The sequence below is a fragment of the Stutzerimonas frequens genome, assembly GCF_024448335.1.
GTDB classification, from domain to species: domain Bacteria; phylum Pseudomonadota; class Gammaproteobacteria; order Pseudomonadales; family Pseudomonadaceae; genus Stutzerimonas; species Stutzerimonas frequens.
This window is the reverse complement of the sequence record NZ_JAMOHM010000005.1, coordinates 1-26,900: the sequence shown is the minus strand read 5'-3', so window position 1 is coordinate 26,900 and position 26,900 is coordinate 1. Positions and strand designations below refer to the sequence as shown.

Genomic DNA, 26,900 nt, shown 5'->3' with positions numbered 1-26,900 from the left:
GAAAAAAGTGGGCGCGATTATAGGCGCAATGTCGCGTGCAATGCACGCCGGCTTCGACGCGCCCGGCCTACGCAGGTTCCCGGTAGGCAGGGTGTTCGGCCTGCAGGCGCTGCAGGCGCGCTAGCGGGTCCTGCCGGTAGAACGCTGCCAGCTGCGCATAGACCTCGGGAAAGGCCTGCTGCAGCACGTCCGGTGCGCTGAAGAAGTACTCGCTGGTAACGGCGAAGAACTCTGCCGGGTTCTCGGCGGCGTAGGGGTCGATCGGCGTCTCGGCATCCGGGTCGGCGTCGAGCGTGCGGTCGAGCTGGTCGTAGGCGCGCTGCATGGCGCTGGCCCAGGCTTCGATGCGCATCTGCCGGTGCAGCGGCGGCAGGCCGTTGGCATCGCCGTTGAGCATGTCCAGCTTGTGCGCCAGCTCGTGGATCACCAGGTTGTAGGCTTCCCAGCCACCACTCTGCTGCACGCCAGGCCAGGCCAGGATCACCGGGCCCTGCAACCAGGCTTCGCCGCTGTGCTCGGCGTCCCATTCATGCTCGACGCCAGCAGCGTCGCGGTGCTTCTGCGGGCTGAGGAAGTCGTCGGGGTAGATCACGATCTCGTGAAAGCCGCGATACCAGCCGAGATCGGCCAGGTGCAGCAGCGGCAACTGCGCCTGTAGCGCCAGGCGCAGGCGGTCCTGGGGTTGCAGCTCGACGCCCGCCAGCGGTGTCAGGCGCTTGTCGTGCAGGAACAGCACGGCGCGCTCACGCAGACGATCCAGCTGGTCGTCGCTCAGGCCATCGAGTATCGGCAGGCTGTCGAGTACCTGCTGCCACAGCTCAGGCGCGACCGGGTTGCGGGCAAGGACGCGTTTGCGCTGCCAGGCGCGGAAGGACCACATGGACGGAGGCTCCAGCGAAGTGGGCGCCCACATTAAGCGTGGCTGCGGGATGCGACAAGCAGTGAAGTACCGTCGGTCGGTGCGTCATGGGACTGTCAAGCGGGCCGGCTACATCAGGAGAACCACCCACTCGCAAGGAGACCTCGAGATGACCGCACCGGATCAGAAACGCCGTCAGCTGCTGCAGGGCATCGGCGCCGGCATCGCCCTGCCGGCCCTGGGCATTGCGCCCGCCATCATCGCCGCGCCGCGCGAGCGGCCGCAGATGCTCGACGGTGTACAGTCCGGCGACGTGACGGATGGCCGCGCATTGATCTGGAGCCGCTGCGACAGGCCCGGGCGACTGGTCGTCGAGTGGGATACGCGCAGCCGTTTCGGCAATCCGCGGCGCATGCTGTCTTCGATCACCGATGCCGGTCAGGACTTCACGGCTCGCGTCGATCTGCGTGGGCTGCCGGCAGATCAGTCGATCTTCTACCGCGCGCGCTTCGAGGATGCCCGCAGTGGCGTGCTCAGCGAGCCCTGGTTCGGCTATCTGCGCAGCGCACCGACGCGCCCGCGCAATATCCGTTTCGTCTGGGGTGGCGATACCTGCGGCCAGGGCTACGGCATCAACCCGGACTTCGGCGGCATGCGCATCTACGAAAGCATGCGCATGCGCCGACCGGACTTCTTCCTGCACAGCGGAGACGTGATCTACGCCGACGGGCCGATCCCAGCCGAGCTGACTGCCGAGGACGGCAGCATCTGGCGCAATCTGGTCACCGAAGAGAAGAGCAAGGTCGCCGAGACGCTCAATGAGTTTCGCGGCAACTACCGCTACAACCTGCTGGATGAGAACCTGCGGGCCTTCAACGCGGAGGTGCCGCAGATCTGGCAGTGGGACGATCACGAGGTGACCAACAACTGGTCGCCGAGCAAGGAGCTGGACGATCGCTATCAGCAGGTGCGCGACATCGACACCCTGGTCCGCCGTGCGCGCCAGGCCTACCTGGAATACGCGCCGATGCGCGTGGCCCGTGGCGACAAGCTCGGGCGCATCTACCGCAAGGTCAGCTACGGCCCGTTGCTGGACGTGTACGTGCTGGATATGCGCAGCTACCGCGGGCCGAACACCGATAATCTGCAGAGCGAGCAGGGCGCGCAGACGGCTTTCCTCGGCCGTGAGCAGTTGCGCTGGCTCAAACGCGAGCTGCGCGCCTCGCGGGCGACCTGGAAAGTGATCGCCGGCGACATGCCCATCGGCCTGCATGTGCCGGACGGCGTGGACGCCCAGGGCATGCGTCGCTGGGAGGCGATCGCCAACGGTGACGATGGTCAGGCGCTCGGTCGCGAGCTGGAAATCGCCGAGCTTCTCGCCTTCATCCAGCGTGCGCGGGTGCGCAACACCGTCTGGCTGACCGCCGATGTGCACTATTGCGCCGCGCACCACTACCACCCCAACCGCGCCGCTTTCCAGCAGTTCGAGCCGTTCTGGGAGTTCGTCGCAGGCCCCTTGAACGCCGGCAGCTTCGGGCCTAATCCGCTGGACGGCACCTTCGGTCCGGAGGTGGTGTTCCAGAAGGCGCCGCCCACGCCAAACAGCTCGCCGCGGGCGGGCTTCCAGTTCTTCGGCGAGGTGGAGATCGACGCCCAGAGCGGTGCGCTGAGCGTGAGCCTGCGCGACATCGACGGCGCGGTGGTGTACAGCCAGACGCTGGAGCCCTGGCAGCCGGCCTGATGCCGGCTAGCCGAGCAGGAAGTTGCCGGCGCGCGGCTGACCGTCCAGCGCCGGCACGTCGGCCTCGTCCTTGAGCTGGACGCCGGAGAGCTGTCGGCGGCTGGCTTCGCGCATCAGGTAGAGCAGGCGGTGCGCGGCCAGGTTGTAGCTCAGCCCCTCGGGGCGGATGTTGGAGATGCAGTTGCGCTGCGCATCGTGCCGACCGACCTGCGGTGCCCAGGTGAAGTAAAGGCCCAGGCTGTCCGGCGAGCTGAGGCCCGGTCGCTCCCCGAGCAGGATCACCACCATGCGCGCCTTGAGGCGCTGACCGATCTCGTCGGCCACCGCCACGCGGCCCTGTTCCACCAGCGCGACGGGGCCGAGGGACCAGCCTTCGGCCTGGCATTGTTCGGCGATCTTCAGTGCCATGGGTGCCGCATGACGCTGCACGGCCAGGGCCGAGAGGCCATCGGCGATCACCAGCGCCAGGTCGCAGCCGTCGCCGGCCTCGGCGTCGAGCGTGGCGGCGCTGGATTCGTCCAGGCGTCGGCCGAGGTCAGGGCGTTGCAGATAGGTCTGGCGGTCGCTGGCGGCGCTGTGTAGCGGCAGGCAGGCGAGGCCGTGCTTGTCCAGCTCGGCGGTCAGCGCGGTGCAGTCCAGCGGCAGGTGCACGGCATCACGGGCCTGCGCGTGGGCGAACTGGAAATCCAGTTGCGCCACCGTCGGCAGACTGGTGCCGGCACGGCCAAGGGCGATGCGCGCCGGGGTCAGCTGGCGCAGGTGCTGCCAGGGATTGGGGATGTGGTTCATTGCGGCTCCCTATGGTCGATACGCTGGCCCAGGCGTCGGACGCTCATGGCGGCGGCCTCGTCGGCGAAGCCGTGCGCGGCCACTGTGCGGTCGAGGCCGCTGCCGGATTTGCCCTGGCATCTCATGCCTGCTGCTCCAGCGCCCGGCGGAATGCTTCGGGCAGGTCACGGCCGAGCTGCAGGCGATTGCCGTCCTGTCGGAGGATCTGCATCTTCGCCAGCCATTCCTCGAATTCCGGGGCGGGCCGCAGGCCGAGCACCTGACGCACGTAGAGCGCGTCGTGGAAGGAGGTGGTCTGGTAGTTGAGCATCACGTCGTCCGAGCCCGGGATGCCCATGATGAAGTTGATGCCCGCCGTGCCGAGCAGGGTCAACAGCATGTCCATGTCGTCCTGGTCGGCTTCGGCGTGGTTGGTGTAGCAGATGTCGCAACCCATGGGCACGCCGAGCAGCTTGCCGCAGAAGTGGTCCTCCAGCCCGGCGCGGATGATCTGCTTGCCGTTGTAGAGGTATTCCGGGCCGATGAAACCGACCACGGTATTCACCAGCAGCGGCTTGTAGCGGCGCGCGACGGCGTAGGCGCGGGCTTCGCAGGTCTGCTGATCGACGCCGTGATGGGCGTTGGCCGAGAGCGCGCTGCCCTGGCCGGTCTCGAAATACATCAGGTTGTCGCCGAGGGTGCCGCGCTTTTGCGACAGGCCGGCCTCGTAGCCTTCCTGCAGCGTTGCCAGGTTGATGCCGAAGCTGGCGTTGGCCGCCTCGGTGCCGGCGATGGACTGGAACACCAGGTCCAGCGGCGCGCCGCGGTTGATCGCCTCGATGGAGGTGGTGACGTGGGTGAGGATGCAACCCTGGGTCGGGATCCCGTAGCGGCTGATCACCGCGTCGAGCATTTTCAGCAGCTCGCAGATGCCGGCGGTGCTGTCGGTGGCCGGGTTGATGCCGATCACCGCGTCGCCGTTGCCGTAGAGCAGGCCGTCGAGAATGCTCGCGGCGATGCCGGCGCCGTCGTCGGTGGGATGGTTCGGCTGCAGCCGGGTGGACATGCGTCCGGCCAGGCCGATGCTATTGCGAAAGCGGGTGACGACGCGGACCTTCTGCGCGACCAGGATCAGGTCCTGCACGCGCATGATCTTCGACACCGCGGCGACCATCTCCGGCGTCAGCCCCGGTGCGAGGGCTTTCAGCGACGACTCGTCCGCCTCCTCGCCGAGCAGCCAGTTGCGGAAATCGCCCACGGTCAGGTGGCTGATCGGAGCGAAGGCGGCGGCGTCATGGCTGTCGATGATCAGCCGAGTGACTTCATCGCTTTCGTAGGGGATCAGTGCTTCTTCGAGAAAACGCCTGAGCGGCACATCGGCCAGGCACATCTGCGCCGCCACTCGCTCGGCGTCGCTGCCCGCCGCGACCCCGGCGAGCAGGTCGCCGGAGCGCGCCGGGCTGGCCTTGGCCATCACCTCGCGCAGATCGTCGAAGCGCCAGGTGGTGCCGCCCACGCTGTGCGAGTACGTCATGGCTGCTCTCCCTACTTGAGTGTCGCCTCGGCCTGCTCGATCGCCGCGAATTCCTCTTCCGGCGTGCCGGCCACCAGGTGGTGTCGACTGTAGAGCGCGAAATAGGCAATGAAGATCCCGTAGATGATCGCGGCGCCGATCACCACCCTCGGGTCGACCAGGAAGCCCGCGATGACCGCGATGCAGGCCAGTACCAGCGCCACGCCCGAGGTGACGATGCCGCCGGGTGTCCGGTACGGGCGATGCAGGTCCGGCCGGCGCAGGCGCAGCACGATGTGCGAAGCCATCATCAACACGTAGGAGATGGTCGCGCCGAACACCGCGACGAGGATCAGCAGGTCACCCTCGCCAGTCAGCGAGAGGGCGAAGCCGATCACGCCGGGGATCACCAGGGCCAGCACCGGCGCCTTGTTCTTGTTGGTCAGTGAGAGGTTGCGCGGCAGGTAGCCGGCCCGCGACAGGGCAAAGATCTGCCGCGAGTAGGCGAAGATGATCGAGAAGAAGCTGGCGATCAGCCCGGCCAGGCCGACCAGGTTGACGAAGCCGCTCATCCAGGTGGACGAGCCGTAGGCCGTGGTCAGCGCTTCCACCAGCGGGTTGCCGGATGCCACCAGAGTGCTGGAGCCGGCGCCGCCCGGGCCGACCAGGAGGATCAGCCCGGCGAAGGCGACCAGGATCAGCATGGCGCCGATCAGCCCGCGGGGCATGTCGCGCTGCGGGTTCTTGGTTTCCTCGGCGGCCAGCGGCACGCCTTCGACGGCGAGGAAGAACCAGATCGCGTAGGGAATCGCCGCCCAGATGCCGACATAGCCATAGGGCAGGAAGTTGCTGGCACCGGCAGCGGTGGTCGGCGCGATATCGAGCAGCTTGTCCACCGAGAAGTGCGGCACCATGGCGACGATGAACACCGCCAGGGCAAGGGCGGCGACGGCGGTGATGATGAACATCAGCTTCAGCGCCTCGCCGACGCCGAAGATGTGGATGCCGATGAAGACGATGTAGAAGGCCAGATAGATCATCCAGCCGCCGATGCCGAACAGTGACTCGCAATAGGCGCCGATGAACACGGCGATCGCCGCCGGCGCGATGGCGTATTCGATGAGGATCGCCGTGCCGGTGAGAAAGCCGCCCAATGGGCCGAAGGCGGTGCGGGCAAAACCGTAGCCGCCGCCCGCGGTCGGGACCATCGAGGACAGCTCGGCCAGCGAGAAGCACATGCACAGGTACATGGTCGCCATCAGCAGCGTGGCGATGAACAGCCCGCCCCAACCGCCCTGGGCGAGGCCGAAGTTCCAGCCGGCGTAGTCGCCGGAAATCACATAGGCGACGCCAAGGCCGACCAGCAGCACCCAGCCGGCGGCGCCTTTCTTCAGTTCGCGTTCCTGGAAATAACTACTGCCAACGGTTTCGAAATCGATCGCATGCTGCGGTGGCGCGGAGCGGCTGTGTTCGAGAGCCATGGGGAAATCCTCTTGGATAGGTTGGCAGTCTCTCCCTAGCAAGCGTCATGCCCCGGCACCGGAATGCAGGATTGCCGGTGTTTTGTCAGCGGATGTCGACAGAAACGCACCTTTTGCGCGCCCTCAGCACCACGGCGGGGCCCGGCAGGTGTCTTGTTCAAGGCGCGGGCGGCAGGTGCCACCCGCGCCGGCCCATCAGAAGAAGCCCAGCGGATTGATGTCGTAGCTCACCAAGAGGTTCTTGGTCTGCTGGTAGTGGTCGAGAATCATCTTGTGCGTCTCGCGACCAACGCCGGACTTCTTGTAACCCCCGAACGCCGCGTGCGCCGGATAGAGGTGGTAGCAGTTGGTCCACACGCGGCCCGCCTTGATCGCCCGGCCCATGCGGTAGGCGCGGTTGATGTCGCGGGTCCAGACGCCGGCGCCGAGGCCGTACTCGGTGTCGTTGGCGATGGCCAGCGCTTCGGCCTCGTCCTTGAAGGTGGTGACGCCGATCACCGGGCCGAAGATCTCCTCCTGGAACACGCGCATCTTGTTGGTGCCCTTGAGCAGGGTCGGCTGGATGTAATAGCCGGTGGCGAGCGAGCCTTCGAGCTTCTCCGCGGCACCGCCGGTGAGCACCTCGGCGCCTTCCTCGCGAGCGATATCGAGGTAGGACATGATCTTGTCGAACTGCTGCTGGCTGGCCTGGGCGCCGACCATGGTGTCGGTGTCCAGCGGGTCGCCACGCTTGATCTGCCCGACCTTCTTCATCACCGCTTCCATGAACGGCGCGTAGATCGACTCCTGCACCAGTGCGCGGGATGGGCAGGTGCACACCTCGCCCTGGTTGAAGAAACCCAGCACCAGCCCCTCGGCGGCCTTTTCGATGAAGGCCGGTTCGGCCTGCATGATGTCCTCGAAATAGATGTTCGGGCTCTTGCCGCCCAGCTCTACGGTGCTCGGGATGATGCTCTCTGCGGCGCGCTTCATGATGTGCGAGCCCACCGGAGTGGAGCCGGTGAAGGCGATTTTGGCGATGCGCTTGCTCGAGGCCAGTGCCTCGCCGGCCTCACGGCCAAAGCCGTGCACCACGTTGAGCACGCCCGGCGGCAGCAGGTCGCCGATGCATTCGAGCAGCACGTTGATGCCCAGCGGGGTCTGCTCGGCCGGTTTGAGCACCACGCAGTTGCCGGCCGCCAGCGCCGGGGCGAGCTTCCAGGCGGCCATCAGGATCGGGAAGTTCCACGGGATGATCTGCCCCACCACGCCCAGCGGCTCGTGGAAGTGATAGGCCGCGGTGTGTTCGTCGATCTCGGCGGCGGTGCCTTCCTGGGCGCGGATGCAGCCGGCGAAGTAGCGGAAGTGGTCGGCGGCCAGCGGGATATCGGCGTTCAGCGTCTCGCGCACCGCCTTGCCGTTGTCCCAGGTCTCGGTGATGGCGAGCATTTCCAGGTTCTGCTCGATGCGGTCGGCGATCTGCAACAGGATCAGCGAACGCGCCTGCACGCTGGTCTTGCCCCAGGCATCGGCGGCGGCATGGGCGGCGTCCAGGGCCTTCTCGATGTCGGCGGCGTCGGAGCGCGGAAACTCGGCGATGGGCTGACCGTTGACCGGGGAAAGGTTGGTGAAATACTGCCCGCCGGCCGGCTCGACGAACTGGCCGTTGATGTAGTTGCCGTAGCGGGATTTGAAGGAAACGACAGCGCCTTCGCTGCCGGGATGGGCGTAACGCATGATGAGTCTCCGGTCTTGTAATTGTGATGACTGCTGTCTTTCAGCGTAGAACAGGCTCCGTTCGTCGGCAGGCGAGGCGACGTGCGGTGCGACCGCCCCGCAGCGGACCCTGTGCTAATCTGCGCCGCAGTTTTCCAGCGTCGAATGCGCGGCCATGCCGTCTGGTGCGGCGTCTTTCAGAGGTCATCAATGCATATCCATATTCTCGGCATCTGCGGCACCTTCATGGGTTCGCTCGCGGTGCTGGCCAAGGAACTCGGCCATCGCGTCACCGGCTCCGATGCCAACGTCTATCCGCCGATGAGCACGCAGCTCGAGGCTCAGGGTATCGAGCTGATGCAGGGCTACGAGCCGGCGCATCTGGAACCGGCACCCGATCTGGTGGTGGTGGGCAACGCCATGTCGCGTGGCAACCCGGCAGTGGAATACGTGCTGAACAAGGGGCTGCCCTATGTCTCCGGCCCGCAGTGGCTGGCCGATCATGTGCTGCAGGGGCGCTGGGTACTGGCGGCGGCCGGTACCCATGGCAAGACCACCACCAGCAGCATGCTGGCCTGGGTGCTGGAACATGCCGGCATGAGCCCGGGCTTTCTCATCGGTGGCGTGCCGCAGAACTTCGGCATCTCCGCGCGCCTGGGCGGTACGCCGTTCTTCGTGGTAGAGGCCGACGAGTACGACAGCGCCTTCTTCGACAAGCGCAGCAAGTTCGTCCACTACCGCCCGCGCACCGCGATCCTGAACAATCTGGAGTTCGATCACGCTGATATCTTCCCGGATCTCGCCGCGATCGAGCGACAGTTTCATCACTTGGTGCGTACCGTGCCGGGCGAAGGGCTGATCATCCATCCCGAGTCGGAAACGGCGCTCAAGCGCGTCATCGAGATGGGCTGCTGGACGCCGGTGCAGACCACCGGTGAGGGTGGCCAGTGGCAGGCCAGGTTGCTCAGCGAGGACGGCTCGCGCTTCGAGGTGATCTTCGACGGCGAGGTGCAGGGCGTGGTGGAGTGGGAGCTGACCGGCCGGCATAACGTCAACAATGCGCTGGCGACGTTGGCGGCGGCACGGCATGTCGGCGTGCTGCCGAAGCAGGGCGCCGAGGCGCTGAGCGAGTTCCGTAGCGTCAAGCGGCGCATGGAGAAGGTCGCCGAGGTCAATGGCGTGACCATCTATGACGACTTCGCGCATCACCCGACCGCCATCGCCACCACCCTCGACGGTCTGCGCAAGCGCGTCGGCGATACGCCGATCATCGCGGTGGTCGAGCCGCGTTCGAACTCGATGAAGCTCGGCGCGCACCGCGAGGGCCTTGCCGAGTCGGTGGCGCTGGCCGATCAGGCGATCTGGTACGCACCGGCCAACCTCGGCTGGGATCTCGCCGCGACCGTCGCCGGCTCGCCGGTGCCGACCACGGTCTGCGATTCGCTTGAGGCGATCATTGCCAAAGTGAAAGCCGATGCCGTGCCGGGCACCCAGGTGGTGGTGATGAGCAATGGCGGTTTCGGTGGGTTGCACGGCCAATTGGCCGCCGCGCTGGCGTAGGGTGGAAAACGCTTCGCGGTTTTCCACCCTACGAGATTGGGATAGGGCGAATTTGCTTCCAACGCGTCGCGAGCGAAGCTTGGGCAAGGCGAAACCTTGCGAGAAGGCGGAGCTTGCTGGTGCAAGTGAGCATTTCGAGTAAGGTTTCAACGCGGCATAAGCAAGCGCAGCAGCTTTGGGAGCAAATTCATGAGCGGACCGGAACGCATCACCCTGGCCATGACCGGCGCCTCCGGCGCGCAGTACGGTCTGCGCCTGCTCGATTGCCTGATCCAGGAAGACCGCGAGGTGCACTTCCTGATTTCCAAGGCCGCGCAACTGGTGATGGCCACCGAGACCGACGTGGTACTGCCGGCCAAGCCGCAGGCCATGCAGGCCTTCCTCTCCGAGTACACCGGTGCCGCCGCCGGGCAGATCCGTGTGTTCGCCAAGGAGGATTGGATGGCACCGCCGGCGTCCGGCTCCGGCGCACCGACGGCGATGGTGGTGGTGCCCTGTTCCACCGGCACGCTGTCGGCAATCGCCACCGGCGCCTGCAACAACCTGATCGAACGCGCCGCCGACGTCACCCTCAAGGAGCGCCGCCAGCTGATTCTGGTGCCACGCGAGGCGCCCTATTCGAGCATTCATCTGGAAAACATGCTCAAGCTGTCGAATCTGGGCGCGGTGATCCTGCCGGCCTCGCCCGGCTTCTATCACCAGCCGCAAAGCATCGACGACCTGGTGGATTTCGTCGTCGCGCGCATCCTCAACCTGCTCAACATTCCCCAGGACATGCTGCCGCGCTGGGGCGAGCACCATATCGTCAGCGACGACTGAGATGATCGGTCGGGCGCTGCTGGTACTGACGACGCTGAGCGTGCTGGGTGGCTGCGCCACGGTGCGCACGCTGGACGCGGCCAAGCCCGGCGCGCCGATTATCTATTCCGGCACGCGTCTGGACTGGTACAGCCTCAACGGTGGCTGCTGCCCGCTGGAACGCTTCGGTGCCGTGGCGCCCAAGCATGCCGCGCTCGATCTGCCGGCCAGCGCCCTGCTGGACACGCTGTTGCTGCCCTTCGCCGTCGCGGCGGAGCTGGGCGTCGGCCTCGGCGTGCGCGGCGGGCTCTGATTGCAGCAACCGTGGCATAACTGATCTGAGTCCAGGCGACGTCTTCGCCGAACAGGCATAGTTGGCAGGTCCGCGCCACAAGGAGAACCGGTGTGAAAGACCGCGCTCAGTTCCACTTCAACTACTGGATGATCGCCATCCTGGTGTTTCTCGGCCTTCAGTACCTGCTGTCGACCCAGCAGCAAGTGGCGACCATCCCTTACAGCGAGTTCGAGCAGCACCTCAAGGACGGGCGCATCGATGAACTGGCCATCACGGACCGGCGCATCGAAGGCCGGCTCAAGGAGCCCCTGGCCGGCGGCCAGCGTCGTTTCATCACCAACCGCGTCGAGCCACAGCTGGCCGAGCATCTGCAGCAGTACCCGGTACGCTACACCGGCAAGGTGGAAAGCACGCTGGTGCGCGACCTGCTGTCGTGGATCATCCCGGCGGCGATGTTCTTCGGCATCTGGCTGTTCCTGCTCAAGCGCATCGGCAGCGGCCTGGGTGGCGGCGGCATGATGCAGATCGGCAAGAGCAAGGCGCGGGTCTACGTCGAGACCGACATGAAGGTGAGCTTCGCCGATGTTGCCGGCGTGGACGAGGCCAAGGACGAGCTCAAGGAAATCATCGAGTTCCTGCGCGACCCGCAAACCTACGGCCGCCTCGGCGGGCGCATGCCCAAGGGCGTGCTGTTGGTCGGCCCGCCGGGCACCGGCAAGACGCTGCTGGCGCGCGCCGTGGCGGGCGAGGCGAAGGTGCCATTCTTCTCCATTTCCGGTTCCGAGTTCGTCGAGCTGTTCGTCGGTGTCGGTGCGGCGCGGGTGCGCGATCTGTTCGAGCAGGCGCGGGCGCAGGCACCGGCGATCATCTTCATCGACGAACTGGACGCCCTCGGTCGCGCCCGCGGTGCCGGCCCCCTGTCCGGCGGGCATGACGAGAAGGAGCAGACGCTCAACCAGCTACTGGTGGAGATGGACGGCTTCGACACCTCCAGTGGGCTGGTCCTCTTGGCGGCCACCAATCGCCCGGAAATCCTCGATCCGGCACTGCTGCGCGCCGGCCGCTTCGACCGTCAGGTGCTGGTCGATCGTCCGGACAAGGTCGGGCGGGTGCAGATTCTCAACGTGCACCTTAAAAAATCGCGACTGGGCACCGATGTCGATCCGCAGGCCATCGCCGCGCTGACCCCGGGCTTCACCGGTGCCGACCTGGCCAACCTGGTCAACGAAGCGACGCTGCTGGCAACCCGACGCAATGCCGACGCGGTGGCGATGGAGGACTTCACCGCGGCCATCGAACGCATCATCGCCGGGCTGGAGAAACGCAACCGCCTGCTCAACCCGCGCGAGCGCGAGATCGTCGCCTATCACGAGATGGGCCATGCGCTGGTGGCGATGGCGCTGCCGGGCGTCGATCCGGTGCACAAGGTGTCGATCATTCCGCGCGGCATGGGGGCGCTGGGTTACACCATACAGCGGCCGATCGAGGATCGCTTCCTGATGACCCGTGAGGAGTTGGAGAACAAGATGGCCGTGCTGCTCGGCGGGCGTGCCGCGGAGTGGCTGATCTTCGCGCATCTGTCCACCGGCGCGGCGGACGACCTGGCCAAGGTCACCGACATCGCCCGGGCGATGGTGACGCGCTACGGCATGTCCAAGCGCCTCGGTCACCTGGCGTTGGAGCGCGAGCCCAATTCCTTCCTCGGCAACGAGGCGATGCTCGGCCTCAAGCCCCAACACGACTATGCCGAGAGCACGGCGACGGCGATCGACGAGGAAGTGCAGGAGCTGGTTCAGTCGGCCTTCCAGCGTAGCGTCGATCTGCTGCAGGCGCGTCGTGCACTGCTCGAGCGCTGCGCCCGGCAGCTGCTGCAACAGGAGACGCTGGATGCAGGACAACTGCGTGCGTTGAGCGCCGAGCTCGGCGCTCAGTTGCCGTCGTCGGACTAGCCTGCCCGCTTGGCGTGCTGGGCCAGGGCCCACTCCACATGCTCGCGCACCAGCTCCGACGGATCGTCGCGGCGTGCCTGAAGCGCTTCCAGCACCGGGATGCTCGACGGCGCATTGCCCAGGCCCACTGCGAGATTACGTAGCCAGCGTTCGTAGCCGGCGCGGCGTAGCGGCGAGCCCTCGGTGCGGCTGAGAAATTCCTCTTCCGTCCAGCGGAACAAGGTCGCCAGTTCAGCGTTGTCCAGGCTATGGCGCGGTTGAAAGTCGCTCTGCTCGGTGGGGCGTGCGAAGCGGTTCCAGGGGCAGACGATCTGGCAATCGTCGCAACCGAATACGCGGTTGCCGATCTTGTCGCGCAGCTCGACCGGGATCGGCCCCTTCAGCTCGATGGTGAGGTAGGAAATGCAGCGCCGTGCGTCCAGCAGCCGTTCACCGACGAACGCCTCGGTGGGGCAGATGTCCAGGCAGGCGTGGCAGCTGCCGCAGTGATCGCGGGTCACCGGCTCGTCGACCGGCAGCGCGATGTCTACGAACAGCTCGCCGAGAAAGAACCAGCTGCCGGCCTTGCGGTTGAGTAGCAGGGTGTTCTTGCCGATCCAGCCGAGCCCGGCCTGCTGGCCGGCGGCCTTTTCCAGCACCGGCGCGCTGTCGACGAAGGCGCGAAAGCCGAACGGGCCGACCACCTGCTGAATGCGCTCGGCCAGCTGCTGGATGCGCTTGCGGATCAGCTTGTGATAATCGCGGCCCAGGGCATAGCGCGACACATAGGCCTTCTCCGGGTCGGCCAGCTGCTGGCTCATGCGCGTGTCGCCGGGCAGGTAGTCCATGCGCAGCGAGATGACCCGCAGCGTACCGGGCACCAGTTCGTCCGGCCGCGAGCGTTTGCTGCCGTGGGCGGCCATGTAGTCCATCTCGCCTTGGTAGCCCGCCGCCAGCCAGGCCTCGAGATGCGCTTCGTGCTCGCCGAGATCGACGCCAGTGATCCCCACCTGCTGGAAGCCGAGCTCGCGGCCCCACTCCTTGATGGAGTCGGCGAGGGCGATTGGGTCGAGAGCGGAGCTGGACATCGGAGACTGCGGCGGGAAGTGAGCGGGTGCGTATAATTCTGCCAGACATTCCGCCGCGATGATCCCTGCACCGATGACCGATTCCCTGCCCGTCGCCCTGTACAACGCCGCCCAGGTGCGCGAACTCGATGCGCGCCTGATTGCCGCCGGCACGTCCGGCTTCGACCTGATGCAACGCGCCGCCCATGCCGCCTGGCGCGCGCTGCGTCGGAGTTGGCCCGATGCAGGGGCTGTCACCGTGCTCGCGGGGCGCGGCAACAATGCCGGCGATGGCTACCTGCTGGCGGCGCTGGCGCAGCGCGCTGGCTGGCAGGTGCGGGTGCTGGCGGTGGGCGATCCGCAAACGCTGCAGGGCGACGCGGCGCTGGCCTGCGCCGAAGCGCGTGATTGCGGGGTGGCCATCGAACCCTGGCGAGCAGAGGCGCCGCTGCAGGGCGTGCTGGTGGATGCGCTGCTCGGCACCGGCCTGAGCGGTGCGGTGCGCGAGCCCTATGCGAGCGCGATCGCGGCGATCAGCGCCAGCGGCCGTCCGGTGCTGGCAGTTGACCTGCCCAGCGGGCTGTGCGCCAACACCGGTCAGGTGCTGGGGCAGGCAGTGCGGGCCGATCTCAGCGTGACCTTCATTGGCCTCAAGCTCGGCCTGTTCACCGCCGACGGTCCTGATCGTGTTGGCGCGCTGGTGTTCGATGATCTGCAGGCTGATCCGGGAATCGTCGCGCAGGTGCCGAGCGAGGCCGTGCGCCTCGACCACGGCTCGCTGGCGCGGGTCGCACCTCGTTCGCCGACAGCGCACAAGGGCAGTTTCGGCCAGGTGCTGGTGATCGGCGGTGACCTCGGTACCGGCGGCGCCGCGCTGCTCAGCGCCGAGGCGGCGCTGCGTTGTGGGGCCGGCATGGTGACCCTGGCGACCCGACCGGAACACGTCGGCGCTTCGCTGGTGCGCCGGCCGGAGGTCATGTGCAGTGGCGTCGAGTCCACCTACAGCCTGACGGCGCTGCTGGAACGTGCCGATGTGCTGGTGGTTGGCCCCGGCCTCGGCCAGGCGCCGTGGGGGCGTAGCCTGATTTCCGCGGCTGCGCAGCGCGAGCAGCCGCAGGTCTGGGATGCCGATGCGTTGAACCTGCTGGCGAGCGGCGCCGTCGAATTGCCGTCCGGCTGCCTGATTACGCCGCATCCGGGGGAGGCCGCGCGACTGCTGCAGTGCTCGGTCGGCGAGGTTCAGGCCGATCGCCCGGCGGCGGCGCGGGCGCTGGCGCAGCGTTATGGGTGCGTCGCTTTGCTCAAGGGGGCCGGCACGCTGATCGCGGCGCCGGATGGCCGGCTGGCGCTGTGTGATCGCGGCCATCCGGCGATGGCCAGCGCCGGGCTCGGCGACGTGCTGGCCGGTGTGCTCGGTGCCTTGCTGGCACAGCAGCTGGCGCCGTTCGAGGCGGCCTGCCTGGGCGCCTGGCTGCACGCCAGCGCGGGTGAGCGCCTTGGCACGCTGGGGCGCGGCCTGGCTGCCAGTGATCTGATTCCGGTGATCCGTCAGTTGTTCGAGGAGCAGTCGCCATGCCTGAAATGAATCTGTATGCCGGTGACGAGGCGGCTATGCTCGCACTGGGCGCGCGCATTGCCCGGGTGACCGGTGGTCGGGGCGTCATCTATCTGCATGGTGACCTCGGCGCCGGCAAGACCACGCTGTCACGCGGCCTGATCCGTGGTTTCGGCCACGAGGGCAAGGTCAAGAGCCCGACCTTCACGCTGGTCGAGCCCTACGAACTGGGCGAGGTCCAGGTGTTCCATTTCGATCTGTATCGTCTGGTCGATCCCGAAGAGCTGGAGTTTCTCGGCATCCGCGATTATTTCGAGGGCAACGCGCTGTGCCTGATCGAGTGGCCGGAGCGCGGGGCCGGCATTTTGCCAAAGGCCGACATGGACATTACCATTACGCCGCATGAGGCCGGCCGAACGCTGCGCCTGTCGCCCCATACCGCGCGGGGCGAAGCCTGGTGTGTCGCCCTGACCGACGGAGAGCTATGAATAACATGGGTTTGGGGATGCGCATTCGCACCCTGGTTGTTGGCCTGGTGCTGTCGCTGATGGCGACGGACCTGTTTGCTGCCAGCGATGTACAGAGCGTGCGTCTGTGGCGTGCGCCGGACAACACCCGCCTGGTGTTCGACCTGTCAGGGCCGGTCGAGCACAAGATCTTCACCCTCACCGCACCCGATCGGCTGGTCATCGACGTCACCAACGCCACGCTCAAGGCGCAGCTCGATCAGTTGCCGCTGAGCAATACCCCTGTTGCCTCCCTGCGCGCCGGTCAACACGATGCCGATACGCTGCGTGTAGTCGTTGATCTGCATGCGCCGGTTACGCCTAAGAGCTTCAGCCTGGCGCCGAACCAGCAGTACGGCCACCGGCTGGTGGTCGATCTGTTCGATCAGGCAACGGCCGCCCGCGCCGCTACTCAACCGCCGGTCACGGCAACGCCGTCCAAACCTGTCGCACCGGTCTCGCCGACGCTGCCTGCGGTCAAGCTGCCCGCTCCGGTCGGTGGCAAGCGTGACATCGTGATCGCGATCGATGCCGGTCATGGTGGCGAAGACCCAGGCGCCATTGGCCCCGGCAAGGTCTACGAAAAACACGTCGTACTACAGATTTCCAAGGAGTTGCAGCGCCAGATCAATGCCGATAAAGGCTTCCGCGCCGAGCTGGTGCGCACCGGCGATTACTTCATTCCGCTGCGCAAACGCACCGAGATCGCCCGCAAGAAGGGCGCCGACCTGTTCGTCTCGATCCATGCCGATGCCGCGCCGCGTTCAGCGGCCTATGGTGCTTCCGTATTTGCCCTGTCGGATCGCGGCGCCACCTCGGAAACCGCGCGTTGGCTGGCCGACAGCGAAAACCGTTCCGACCTCATCGGCGGTGCCGGCAACGTCAGCCTCGGCGACAAGGACCAGATGCTCGCAGGCGTGCTGCTGGACCTGTCGATGACCGCCTCGCTGTCCTCGAGTCTGAACGTCGGGCAGAAGGTGCTGAGCAACATGGGCCGCATCACGCCGCTGCACAAACGGCGGGTGGAGCAGGCCGGCTTCATGGTACTGAAGTCGCCGGACATCCCGTCGATCCTGGTCGAGACCGGCTTCATCTCCAATCCGTCGGAAGCCAAAAAGCTGCAGACGTCCGGCCATCAACAGGCGCTGGCTCGCTCCATTCACAGTGGCGTGCGGCAGTTCTTCCACGAGAATCCGCCTCCGGGAACCTACGTCGCCTGGTTGCGCGATTCCGGCAAGATAGCCGCCGGTCCTCGCGAGCATGTCGTGCGCTCGGGCGAAAGCCTGGCCTTGCTCGCCCAGCGCTATCAGGTCAGCCTGACCTCGCTGCGCAGTGCCAACAATCTGCGCAACGACGTGATCAAGATCGGCCAGACGCTGAACATTCCCGCTACCACCCTGGCGTCCCAGCCATGACGCAAGCGCCACGCATCCAGCTGCTCAGCCCGCGGCTGGCGAACCAGATCGCCGCTGGCGAGGTGGTCGAACGCCCGGCCTCGGTGATCAAGGAGCTGCTGGAGAACAGCCTGGACTCCGGCGCCGGCCGCATCGAAGTAGACGTCGAACAGGGTGGCGTCAAACTGCTGCGTGTGCGCGACGACGGCTGCGGCATCCCGCCGGACGACTTACCGCTGGCCCTGGCCCGCCATGCCACCAGCAAGATCCGCGATCTGGAAGATCTCGAGCGGGTGATGAGCCTGGGCTTTCGTGGCGAAGCGCTGGCCTCGATCAGCTCCGTCTCGCGGCTGACCCTGACCTCGCGTACCGCCGATGCCAGCGAGGCCTGGCAGGTGGAAACCGAGGGGCGCGAAATGGAAGCGCGGGTGCAGCCGGCGGCTCATCCGGTGGGTACCTCGGTGGAAGTGCGTGACCTGTTTTTCAACACGCCGGCGCGGCGCAAGTTCTTGCGCACCGAGAAGACCGAGTTCGACCACCTGCAAGAGGTCATCAAGCGCCTGGCGCTGGCACGCTTCGATGTGGCCTTCCATCTGCGCCACAACGGCAAGGGCGTGCTGGCGTTGCATCAGGCCAACGACGATGGCGCCCGTGCGCGGCGCGTCGCTGCGGTGTGCGGGCCGGCCTTCCTCGAGCAGGCGCTGCCGATCGAGATCGAGCGTAACGGCTTGCGACTGTGGGGGTGGGTCGGGCTGCCGACCTTCTCGCGTAGCCAGGCGGACCTGCAGTACTTCTACGTCAACGGGCGCATGGTGCGCGACAAGCTGGTCGCCCATGCGGTGCGCCAGGCCTATCGCGACGTGCTGTTCAATGGCCGACACCCGACCTTCGTGCTCTTCCTCGACGTCGATCCGGCAGTGGTGGACGTCAATGTGCATCCCACCAAGCACGAGGTGCGTTTCCGCGACAGTCGTATGGTCCACGACTTCCTCTACGGCACGCTGCACCGCGCGCTGGGCGATGTGCGTCCCGAGGACCAGCTGGCCGCGCCGGCGAGCGTGGCGCCGATGACCCAGGTTTCCGGACTGGCTGCCGGCGAGTTCGCCGGGCAGAACGAGATGAGCCTGTCGGCCAGCGTGCTCGAGCGGCCACAGGGGGAGACGCCGGTCTGGCGCGGTGCCGGCGCGGGCTATCAGGCGCCACGCCCGACATCGGCCGGCTATACCGCCGAAGCCCAGGGCGCCTACCGCGAGTTTTTTACTCCGCTGCCCGAAAGCACCCCGGCGCCACTGCCTGCCAGTCAGGATGACGTACCCCCGCTGGGCTACGCGCTGGCGCAGCTCAAGGGGGTCTACATCCTCGCCGAGAATGCCCAGGGCATGGTGCTGGTAGACATGCACGCCGCCCACGAACGAATTACCTATGAGCGCCTGAAGACCGCCATGGCCAGCGAAGGGCTGCGCGGCCAGCCGCTGCTGGTGCCTGAAGCCATCGCCCTCAGCCAGCGTGAGGCCGACTGCGCGGAAGAGCATGCACAGTGGTTCCAGATGCTCGGCTTCGAGCTGCAGCGCCTCGGCCCGGAAACCCTGGCGATCCGTCAGATTCCCTCGCTGCTCAAGCAGGCCGAAGCTACCCAGCTGGTGCGCGATGTGCTCGCCGACCTGCTGGAATACGGTACCAGCGACCGTATCCAGGCCCACCTCAACGAATTGCTAGCGACCATGGCTTGCCATGGCGCGGTCCGCGCCAATCGCCGCCTGACGCTGCCGGAGATGAATGCCTTGCTGCGTGACATGGAACACACCGAGCGTAGCGGACAGTGTAACCACGGCCGTCCGACCTGGACGCAACTGGGCATGGACGATCTGGATAAGCTGTTCCTGCGCGGTCGCTGACCGGCTCCGGACGGCAGGCCGCGCTTGCGGGCAACCGTCCGCCACTGGAAACTATGCGGCCACGCCTGCCGAGCCCGCCGATGTCTTTTCTGCCTCCCGCCATCTTTCTCATGGGTCCCACCGCCTCGGGCAAGACCGATCTGGCGCTGGAGCTGGCGCGTGTGCTGCCCTGCGAGCTGATCAGCGTCGACTCGGCGCTGGTCTACCGTGGCATGGACATCGGCACGGCGAAGCCTTCTCCAGAGCTGCTGGCAGAGTTCCCGCATCGGCTAGTGGATATTCTCGATCCGGCCGAGAGTTACTCGGCAGCCGAATTCAGCAGCGATGCCCTGGCGGCTATGTCGGAGATCAGCGCCGCCGGCCGCATTCCGCTGCTGGTCGGCGGAACCATGTTGTATTTCAAGGCGTTGCGCGATGGTCTGGCCGACATGCCGGGTGCCGATCCGTCGGTGCGTGCCGGACTGGAAGCGCAGGCGGCGGCTGAGGGGTTGCAGGCGTTGCACGACGAGCTGGCGCGGATCGATCCCGAGTCGGCGGCGCGCATACATCCCAACGATCCACAGCGGTTGGTTCGCGCCCTTGAGGTCTATCGTGTCAGCGGTTCGACCATGAGCGAGCACCGTGCCCGACAAAGGTCGCAAAAAGCCGTTGCAGACGCTCCAGGCTCCGGTGTCTTGCCTTATACTGTGGCGCATCTGTGCATTGCTCCGGCGCAGCGCAGCATTCTTCATGAACGTATCGAAAGGCGTTTCCTGGGGATGGTTGAACAGGGGTTCATCGAAGAGGTCGAAGCCCTGAGGTGCCGCGGTGATCTGCATCCCGGCATGCCATCAATTCGCTCGGTTGGTTATCGGCAAGTCTGGGAGTACCTGGGCGGTCGGTCGAGCCGGGACGAGATGGTAGAGCGCGGCATCGTCGCGACCCGGCAACTCGCCAAGCGACAGTTCACCTGGTTGCGGAGTTGGGGGGAAAGTTATTGGTTGGACAGTTTGTCCCGCGACAATCTGCCGCGCGCATTGAAATACCTGCAATCGCTCTCCATATTGAGCTGACACTGCAAGCTGACCGTCTATTCTCAGACAAGTGGATCGTCGGTTGTACTTTATAGAACACTAATGAAACAGATCCTCTAAGGAGTGCGGCACATGTCAAAAGGGCATTCGCTACAAGACCCTTACCTCAACACACTGCGTAAGGAACGCGTCCCGGTCTCCATCTATCTGGTCAATGGCATCAAGCTGCAGGGTCAGATCGAATCCTTCGACCAGTTCGTCATTCTGCTGAAGAACACCGTCAGCCAGATGGTGTACAAGCATGCGATCTCCACCGTTGTTCCCGGGCGTCCTGTGCGCCTGCCGACCGCTGGCGATGCCGAGCAATCCGAGTCGAGCAACGACTGAGGTAGGTTTCTTTGTTCTTCGAACGTCCCGGTGGTGGTGAGCGGGCTATCCTGGTGCACCTGGACGGCCAGGACCCCGCGGCGCGCGAGGATCCTCAGGAGTTCCAGGAACTGGCGCGTTCGGCAGGTGCAGAAACGGTTGGCTTCGTCAATGTGTCCCGCCACCAGCCGTCCGCCAAGTTTCTGATCGGCAGTGGCAAGGTCGAAGAGCTGCATGACCTCGTCAAGGATGGCGAGGTCGAGTTGGTGATCTTCAATCACACGCTTACCCCCAGCCAGGAGCGCAACCTCGAGCGTGCCCTCGAATGTCGCGTGCTCGATCGCACCGGTCTGATCCTGGACATCTTCGCCCAGCGTGCGCGTACCCATGAGGGCAAGCTGCAGGTCGAACTGGCACAGCTGGAACACATGAGCACGCGGCTGGTTCGCGGCTGGACTCACCTCGAGCGGCAGAAGGGCGGTATCGGCCTGCGAGGGCCGGGTGAAACCCAGCTGGAAACCGACCGTCGTCTGTTGCGTGTCCGTATTCGGCAGATCAAGCAGCGCCTGGAAAAAGTGCGCGGCCAGCGTGAGCAGGCCCGTCGCGGGCGGCGTCGCGCGGATATTCCTTCCGTGTCGCTGGTGGGCTACACCAACGCCGGTAAGTCCACTCTGTTCAATGCCCTCACCGAATCCGAGGTCTACGCTGCCAATCAGCTGTTCGCCACGCTCGATCCCACGCTGCGCCGCCTCGAGCTCGAGGATGTCGGTCCGGTGATCCTGGCCGACACGGTGGGCTTCATTCGTCATCTGCCGCACAAACTGGTGGAATCCTTTCGGGCGACGCTGGAGGAGTCCAGCAACGCCGACCTCCTGCTGCACGTGATCGATGCTCACGAGCCCGAACGTGATCAGCAGATCGAGCAGGTGCTCGCGGTGCTTGGCGAGATCGGCGCCAACGAGCTGCCGATGCTCGAGGTGTACAACAAGCTCGACCTTCTCGAGGGCATCGAGCCGCAGATACAGCGCGATGCCGATGGCAAGCCGCAGCGCGTCTGGGTGTCCGCCCGTGACGGTCTGGGGCTCGACCTGCTGCGTCAGGCCGTCGCCGAGCTGCTCGGCGACGACCTCTTCGTCGGCACGTTGTGCCTGCCGCAGAGGCTGGGCCGCTTGCGTGCGCAGTTCTTCGAGCTGGGTGCGGTGCAGCGCGAGACGCACGACGAGGAGGGTGGCAGCCTGCTGGAAGTTCGCTTGCCGCGGGTCGAACTGAATCGCTTGATCAGCCGCGAAGGGTTGCGGGTGGACGAGTTCATCGAGCAACACACTTTGCAATAAAGCCTCGATCGGCAATTTTGCCGGTCGTTCGGGGCTTTCTGTAGCATTGGCGGGCGCGCCGTGGGCGCGTCTTTAGCTTTATTTGAATGGAGAGCGCTATGGCTTGGAATGAGCCGGGTGGCAACTCGAACAACCAGGATCCCTGGGGCAGTGGTGGCGGCGGCCGTCGTGGCGGCGGTGGCGACCAGAAGGGGCCACCGGATCTCGATGAGGCTTTCCGCAAGCTGCAGGACAGCCTGAACGGCATGTTCGGTGGCAAGAAGCGTGGCAGCGGCAATTTTGGCGGCAGTGGCAAGCGCGGCGGATTCGGCCTGGTGTGGGTCGCCCTGGTCGTATTGCTGGCTGTGTGGCTGTTCAATGCCATCTACATCGTTGACGAGCAGGAGCAGGCTGTGGTGCTGCGCTTCGGCAAGTACCACGAGACTGTCGGGCCGGGCCTGAACATCTATTTCCCGCCGATCGATCGCAAGTTCCAGGAGAACGTCACTCGCGAGCGCTCGTACAGCAAGCAGGGACAGATGCTCACCGAGGACGAGAACATCATCGAGGTGCCGCTGACCGTTCAGTACAAGATCAGCAACCTGCAGTCTTTCGTGCTGAATGTCGATCAGCCTGAAGTGAGCCTGCAGCACGCCACCGACAGCGCCGTGCGGCATGTCGTGGGCTCGACGGCCATGGATCAGGTGCTCACCGAGGGGCGTGAGGTCATGGCCGGTGAGGTCAAGGAGCGTCTGCAGCGGTTCCTCGACAACTACGGTACCGGCATCGTCGTTACCCAGGTCAACCTGCAGAGTGCGGCCGCGCCGCGTGAAGTCCAGGAAGCCTTCGATGACGTCATTCGGGCGCGCGAGGACGAGCAGCGCGAGAAGAACCAGGCCGAGTCCTACGCCAACGGTGTGATTCCCGAGGCGCGTGGTCAGGCCCAGCGCATGCTGGAAGAAGCCAGTGGTTACCGCGACGCGGTGATCTCCCGTGCCCAGGGTGAGGCGGATCGCTTCAGCAAGCTGGTCGCCGAGTATCGCAAGGCGCCGGACGTCACGCGCGAGCGTCTGTATCTGGAAACCATGCAGGAAGTCATGAGCAATACCAGTAAGGTCATGGTGAGTGGCGACAGTGGGCAGAACCTGCTCTATTTGCCGCTGGACAAGATGATCAACGGTCGTGGTGCGAGCACGCCAGCCCCGGCTGGGGTTGCGTCGGGTGCGGCGGCTCAGGGCACACGTATGCCGCCAGAGCTGGGTCCGCGTGAAGTCCGTACGAGGGAGGGCCGCTGATGAGCAATAAATCCCTTACTGCCCTGATCGTGGGTGTGGTGGCTGCAATCGTTCTGTGGAACAGCTTTTACATCGTTTCGCAGACCGAGCGCGCGGTACTGCTGCGGTTCGGGCGTATCGTCGAGCCGGACGTGAAGCCGGGCCTGCACATGAAGATTCCGTACGTGAACTCGGTGCGCAAGTTCGATGCGCGTCTGCTGACGCTGGATACCACCACCTCGCGTTTCCTGACGCTGGAGAAGAAGGCGCTGATGGTCGACTCCTACGCCAAATGGCGTGTGGACGATGCCGAGCGCTTCTATACCGCGACCTCGGGCATGAAGCAGATCGCCGATGAGCGTCTGGCGCGTCGTCTCGAGGCGGCGCTGCGCGATCAGTTCGGCAAGCGCACGCTGCATGAGTCGGTCTCCGGCCAGCGTGATGAGCTGATGGCTCAGGTCACTCGAAGCTTGAATCGTGCGGCTCAGCAAGAGCTGGGGATCGAAGTCGTCGACGTCCGCGTCAAGGGCATCGACCTGCCGCGTGAAGTCAATCGCAGTGTCTTCGAGCGTATGAGTTCCGAGCGGGAGCGTGAGGCGCGCGAGCATCGCGCCAAAGGTAAGGAGCTTGCCGAGGGTATCCGCGCCGACGCCGATCGCCAGCGCCGTGTCCTGCTGGCCGAAGCATTCCGCGAAGCCGAAGAGCTGCGTGGTGACGGTGACGCCAAGGCTGCTGCAATCTATGCCGCCGCGTACGGCCAGGATCAGGAGTTCTACGCCTTCCACCGTAGCCTGCAGGCTTACCGTGAGAGCTTCTCCAGTAAGGAAGACGTGCTGGTACTTGATCCGAAGAGCGACTTCTTCCGTTATCTGCAGAGCAACAAATAGCATCTCACTGCCAGTTGGCTAAGGTTCTCCGGCGGCACGCGCGTGTCGCCGGGTGACCCATGGGGAAAAGGTTGCTATGATCCGCCAGCCGGGGAAATCCCGGCTTTTTTGCGTCTGTGCCCTTGAGGTCGCAGGCTATCCCAGGCATGCGGTGGTCATGCCGACCCCTCAGGGGCATGGCTCGGATGCCATGGTTCGAACACAACTGCACGCAACCGGAGGCCAGCTGAGGCTGCAGCCGCGGTTTTCGTCTGGGCTTACCGGAACGAGAGGTGATTTCGCGAATGGCAACGGTAGACCGCTGGCTCTTGCCAGATGGCATCGAAGAAGTGCTGCCGCCCGAGGCAGCGCGTATCGAAACGGCGCGTCGGCGCGTGCTGGATCTGTTCCAGCGCTGGGGCTACGAGCTGGTCATCACCCCGCACGTGGAATTCCTCGAGTCATTGCTCACCGGTTCCGGGCAGGATTTGGATCTGCGCACCTTCAAGGTCATCGATCCGCTTTCCGGTCGCCAGATGGGGCTGCGTGCCGATATCACGCCCCAGGTGGCCCGCGTCGATGCGCATACCCTGCGTCGTGAAGGGCCGAGCCGGCTCTGCTACGCCGGCAGCGTGCTGCATGCCAAGCCGCAGGCGCTTTCCACTTCGCGCAGCCCCATTCAGCTCGGCGCGGAACTGTATGGCGATGCCTCGGCTTCCAGTGATCTCGAAGTCATCAGTCTGATGCTGGAAATGCTCGAGCTGGCCGATGTGCCCGACGTGCACATGGATCTCGGTCATGTCGGCATCTACCGCGGCCTGGCAAAGGCCGCCGCGCTGAGCGGTGAGGCCGAGCAGCGCCTGTTCGACGCGCTGCAGCGCAAGGCTATGGATGAGATCGAGCAGCTGACCGCGGCGCTTGATCCGGCGCTCGCCGCGATGCTGCGCTCGCTGGCGCGCCTGTGTGGCGGGCGCGAGACGCTCGATGATGCTCGGCAGGCTCTGGCTGGCGCGCCCGCGGATGTGCAGGCGGCGCTGGAGACCCTTTCGGCGGTGGCCGACCAGCTCGCGCTGCGCTACCCACAGGTGCCGCTGTACTTCGACTTGGGCGAATTGCGTGGCTATCACTACCATACTGGAGTTGTGTTCGCCGTGTTCGTGCCGGGCATGGGGCAGTCGATTGCCCAGGGCGGGCGTTACGACGATATCGGTGCCGATTTCGGGCGTGCCCGTCCGGCGACCGGCTTCTCCGCTGATTTGAAAACGCTGGTCAGTCTCGGAAATGCCGATCTGAGCGCGCCAATTTCCGGGATCTGGGCTCCACACGGCGATGAGTCGGGCCTCTGGAATGCGATTCGCGAGCTGCGGCGCCAGGGCGAGCGCGTGGTGCAGGCGCTGGATGGCCAGTCGCGGGCCGATGCCGCGCAGCTGGGCTGCGACCGGCAATTGCGGTTGAGTAATGGTGTCTGGACGGTGGTTTCGCTGGCGTCCTGACGGCTATGGCGCCGCGCGCTCGCGGTGCCGGCCAGGTTTCGATTATCGCCGGTTGCGACCGGTATGCTTCGCCGAAGAGGACAAAGGGTTATGGGTAAGAATGTCGTGGTCCTGGGCACCCAATGGGGTGATGAGGGCAAGGGCAAGATCGTCGATCTGCTGACCGATCAGGCGGCTGCGGTCGTGCGTTATCAGGGCGGCCACAATGCCGGTCATACCCTGGTCATCGATGGCGAGAAGACCGTGCTGCATCTGATTCCGTCCGGCATCCTGCGCGACAACGTGCAATGCCTGATCGGCAATGGCGTGGTGGTCGCGCCCGATGCGCTGCTACGGGAAATCACCAAGCTGGAAGAGAAGGGTGTGCCAGTGCGCGAGCGCCTGCGCATCAGCCCGTCCTGCACCCTGATCCTGCCGTACCACGTGGCGCTGGATCAGGCCCGCGAGGCCGCGCGTTCGGAAGGCAAGATCGGTACTACCGGGCGTGGCATCGGTCCGGCCTACGAGGACAAGGTGGCGCGTCGCGGCCTGCGCATTGGCGACCTGTTCAATCCAGAGCGCTTCACGGTCAAGCTGCGTGAGTTGCTGGACTACCACAACTTCGTGCTGCAGAACTTCTACAAGGTCGAGCCGGTAGATTTCCAGAAGACCCTCGACGAGGCCCTGGGCTACGCCGAGATCCTCAAGCCGCTGATCACCGACGTCACCGCCCGTCTGCACGAGCTGCGCAAGCAGGGTGCCTGCATCATGTTCGAAGGTGCGCAGGGCTCGCTGCTGGACATCGACCATGGCACCTATCCGTACGTGACCAGCTCCAGCACCACGGCTGGCGGCACGGCGACTGGTTCCGGCTTCGGTCCGCTGTACCTGGACTACATCCTCGGCATTACCAAGGCCTATACCACGCGCGTGGGCTCCGGTCCGTTCCCCACCGAGCTGTTCGATGGTGTCGGTGCGCGCCTGGCCGAGCGTGGCCACGAGTTTGGCTCAACCACTGGGCGTGCGCGTCGTTGCGGCTGGTTCGATGCCGTCATCCTGCGTCGTGCCATCGAGATCAATAGCATCTCCGGGATCTGCCTGACCAAGCTCGACGTGCTCGACGGGCTGGAGACCATCCGCATCTGCGTCGGCTACAAGGATCGCAACGGCGAAGTGTTGGTCGATGCGCCGACCGATGCCGATAGCTACGACGGTCTGCAGCCGGTGTACGAGGAAATGCCGGGTTGGAGCGAGTCGACCGTTGGCGCCAAGAGTCTTGACGAGCTGCCCGTCAATGCCCGCGCCTACATCAAGCGTCTGGAAGAGCTGATCGAGGCGCCGGTGGATATCATCTCCACCGGTCCGGACCGCAACGAAACCATCGTGTTGCGTCATCCGTACGCCTGATCGGGCGCATGCTAGAAGACCGCCTCCGGGCGGTCTTTTGCTGTCTGGAGGTGACGGCAGCGCGAGTATCGGCTGGCGGGGATGATTTCTATTGGGCTGAAACGAAAAAACCGAGCCATAGGCTCGGTTTTTTC

23 protein-coding genes are annotated in these 26,900 nt (G+C 65.4%); 16 read left to right on the top strand and 7 right to left on the bottom strand.

Annotated elements, in window-relative coordinates; all coding sequences use genetic code 11:
• Window positions 1-67: 67 nt before the first annotated feature.
• A complete protein-coding gene (locus tag NAO55_RS08840) occupies window positions 68-880 on the bottom strand; it encodes a M90 family metallopeptidase (RefSeq protein ID WP_102838713.1) in 813 nt (270 codons plus the stop codon).
• A 148-nt stretch (window positions 881-1,028) separates the two neighbouring features.
• Between NAO55_RS08840 and NAO55_RS08835 the strand changes: the two genes are divergently transcribed.
• Entirely contained in the window at window positions 1,029-2,600 is a 1,572-nt protein-coding gene (locus NAO55_RS08835; RefSeq protein WP_102838712.1) for an alkaline phosphatase D family protein, read from the top strand.
• A gap of 6 nt (window positions 2,601-2,606) precedes the next feature.
• On the opposite strand, the gene eutC is transcribed toward NAO55_RS08835, so the two are convergent.
• The 5 genes from eutC to exaC all read right to left on the bottom strand — a co-directional run bounded on the left by eutC (window position 2,607) and on the right by exaC (window position 8,078).
• Window positions 2,607-3,389 carry an ethanolamine ammonia-lyase subunit EutC gene (gene eutC / locus NAO55_RS08830; protein WP_102838711.1) on the bottom strand — a complete coding sequence of 261 codons (783 nt, stop codon included), beginning with the start codon at window positions 3,387-3,389 and terminating at the stop codon, window positions 2,607-2,609.
• Window positions 3,386-3,514: a hypothetical protein gene (locus NAO55_RS08825; protein WP_256070137.1), complete on the bottom strand. Its 129-nt coding sequence runs from the start codon at window positions 3,512-3,514 to the stop codon at window positions 3,386-3,388. The genes eutC and NAO55_RS08825 overlap by 4 nt, the downstream gene beginning before the upstream one ends.
• Complete coding sequence (locus NAO55_RS08820; protein ID WP_102838710.1) at window positions 3,511-4,902, bottom strand: ethanolamine ammonia-lyase subunit EutB; 1,392 nt, start codon at window positions 4,900-4,902, stop codon at window positions 3,511-3,513. Before NAO55_RS08820 ends, NAO55_RS08825 begins: the two co-directional genes overlap by 4 nt.
• A gap of 11 nt (window positions 4,903-4,913) precedes the next feature.
• Entirely contained in the window at window positions 4,914-6,362 is a 1,449-nt protein-coding gene (gene eat / locus NAO55_RS08815) for an ethanolamine permease (RefSeq protein WP_102838709.1), read from the bottom strand.
• Window positions 6,363-6,557: 195 nt separating this feature from the next.
• Window positions 6,558-8,078, bottom strand: coding sequence for an acetaldehyde dehydrogenase ExaC (exaC, locus tag NAO55_RS08810; RefSeq protein WP_102838708.1), 1,521 nt, complete (start codon window positions 8,076-8,078; stop codon window positions 6,558-6,560).
• A 189-nt stretch (window positions 8,079-8,267) separates the two neighbouring features.
• Here exaC and mpl point away from each other — a divergent pair, with 189 nt between their 5' ends.
• From mpl to ftsH, 4 genes are all read left to right on the top strand, one after another.
• A complete protein-coding gene (mpl, locus tag NAO55_RS08805; RefSeq protein ID WP_102838707.1) occupies window positions 8,268-9,617 on the top strand; it encodes a UDP-N-acetylmuramate:L-alanyl-gamma-D-glutamyl-meso-diaminopimelate ligase in 1,350 nt (449 codons plus the stop codon).
• Between the two features lie 189 nt (window positions 9,618-9,806).
• On the top strand, window positions 9,807-10,436 hold the full coding sequence (ubiX, locus tag NAO55_RS08800) for a flavin prenyltransferase UbiX (RefSeq protein ID WP_013984098.1): 630 nt from the start codon (window positions 9,807-9,809) through the stop codon (window positions 10,434-10,436).
• 1 nt (window position 10,437) lies between these two features.
• Window positions 10,438-10,728: a YceK/YidQ family lipoprotein gene (locus NAO55_RS08795; protein ID WP_102838706.1), complete on the top strand. Its 291-nt coding sequence runs from the start codon at window positions 10,438-10,440 to the stop codon at window positions 10,726-10,728.
• Window positions 10,729-10,820: 92 nt separating this feature from the next.
• Window positions 10,821-12,659 carry an ATP-dependent zinc metalloprotease FtsH gene (gene ftsH / locus NAO55_RS08790; protein ID WP_102838705.1) on the top strand — a complete coding sequence of 613 codons (1,839 nt, stop codon included), beginning with the start codon at window positions 10,821-10,823 and terminating at the stop codon, window positions 12,657-12,659.
• On the opposite strand, the gene queG is transcribed toward ftsH, so the two are convergent.
• Window positions 12,656-13,726, bottom strand: a complete 1,071-nt coding sequence (queG, locus tag NAO55_RS08785; protein ID WP_102838704.1) for a tRNA epoxyqueuosine(34) reductase QueG — start codon at window positions 13,724-13,726, stop codon at window positions 12,656-12,658. The two genes, ftsH and queG, sit on opposite strands and share 4 nt — an antisense overlap.
• Before the next feature lie 73 nt (window positions 13,727-13,799).
• On the opposite strand from queG, the gene NAO55_RS08780 reads away from it, so the two are divergent.
• The 11 genes from NAO55_RS08780 (at window position 13,800) to NAO55_RS08730 (ending at window position 26,766) form a co-directional block, all read left to right on the top strand.
• Entirely contained in the window at window positions 13,800-15,290 is a 1,491-nt protein-coding gene (locus tag NAO55_RS08780) for an NAD(P)H-hydrate dehydratase (protein ID WP_102838703.1), read from the top strand.
• Complete coding sequence (tsaE, locus tag NAO55_RS08775; protein WP_102838702.1) at window positions 15,278-15,748, top strand: tRNA (adenosine(37)-N6)-threonylcarbamoyltransferase complex ATPase subunit type 1 TsaE; 471 nt, start codon at window positions 15,278-15,280, stop codon at window positions 15,746-15,748. Before NAO55_RS08780 ends, tsaE begins: the two co-directional genes overlap by 13 nt.
• 17 nt (window positions 15,749-15,765) lie before the next feature.
• Window positions 15,766-17,181, top strand: coding sequence for an N-acetylmuramoyl-L-alanine amidase (locus NAO55_RS08770; RefSeq protein WP_102839652.1), 1,416 nt, complete (start codon window positions 15,766-15,768; stop codon window positions 17,179-17,181).
• Entirely contained in the window at window positions 17,178-19,055 is a 1,878-nt protein-coding gene (mutL, locus tag NAO55_RS08765) for a DNA mismatch repair endonuclease MutL (RefSeq protein ID WP_102838701.1), read from the top strand. Before NAO55_RS08770 ends, mutL begins: the two co-directional genes overlap by 4 nt.
• 80 nt (window positions 19,056-19,135) lie before the next feature.
• The gene (miaA, locus tag NAO55_RS08760) at window positions 19,136-20,107 is read left to right on the top strand and encodes a tRNA (adenosine(37)-N6)-dimethylallyltransferase MiaA (protein WP_102839651.1); all 972 of its coding nucleotides are present in this window, start codon (window positions 19,136-19,138) and stop codon (window positions 20,105-20,107) included.
• A gap of 93 nt (window positions 20,108-20,200) precedes the next feature.
• Complete coding sequence (gene hfq / locus NAO55_RS08755; protein WP_003298547.1) at window positions 20,201-20,455, top strand: RNA chaperone Hfq; 255 nt, start codon at window positions 20,201-20,203, stop codon at window positions 20,453-20,455.
• A gap of 11 nt (window positions 20,456-20,466) precedes the next feature.
• Window positions 20,467-21,768: a ribosome rescue GTPase HflX gene (gene hflX / locus NAO55_RS08750; protein WP_102838700.1), complete on the top strand. Its 1,302-nt coding sequence runs from the start codon at window positions 20,467-20,469 to the stop codon at window positions 21,766-21,768.
• Between the two features lie 98 nt (window positions 21,769-21,866).
• Window positions 21,867-23,042 (top strand): FtsH protease activity modulator HflK, encoded by a 1,176-nt coding sequence (hflK, locus tag NAO55_RS08745; protein ID WP_102838699.1) that lies wholly within the window; start codon window positions 21,867-21,869, stop codon window positions 23,040-23,042.
• Complete coding sequence (hflC, locus tag NAO55_RS08740; RefSeq protein ID WP_102838698.1) at window positions 23,042-23,908, top strand: protease modulator HflC; 867 nt, start codon at window positions 23,042-23,044, stop codon at window positions 23,906-23,908. Before hflK ends, hflC begins: the two co-directional genes overlap by 1 nt.
• Window positions 23,909-24,192: 284 nt before the next feature.
• Complete coding sequence (locus tag NAO55_RS08735) at window positions 24,193-25,380, top strand: ATP phosphoribosyltransferase regulatory subunit (RefSeq protein WP_102838697.1); 1,188 nt, start codon at window positions 24,193-24,195, stop codon at window positions 25,378-25,380.
• Window positions 25,381-25,470: 90 nt separating this feature from the next.
• The gene (locus NAO55_RS08730) at window positions 25,471-26,766 is read left to right on the top strand and encodes an adenylosuccinate synthase (RefSeq protein ID WP_102838696.1); all 1,296 of its coding nucleotides are present in this window, start codon (window positions 25,471-25,473) and stop codon (window positions 26,764-26,766) included.
• Window positions 26,767-26,900 lie beyond the last annotated feature (134 nt).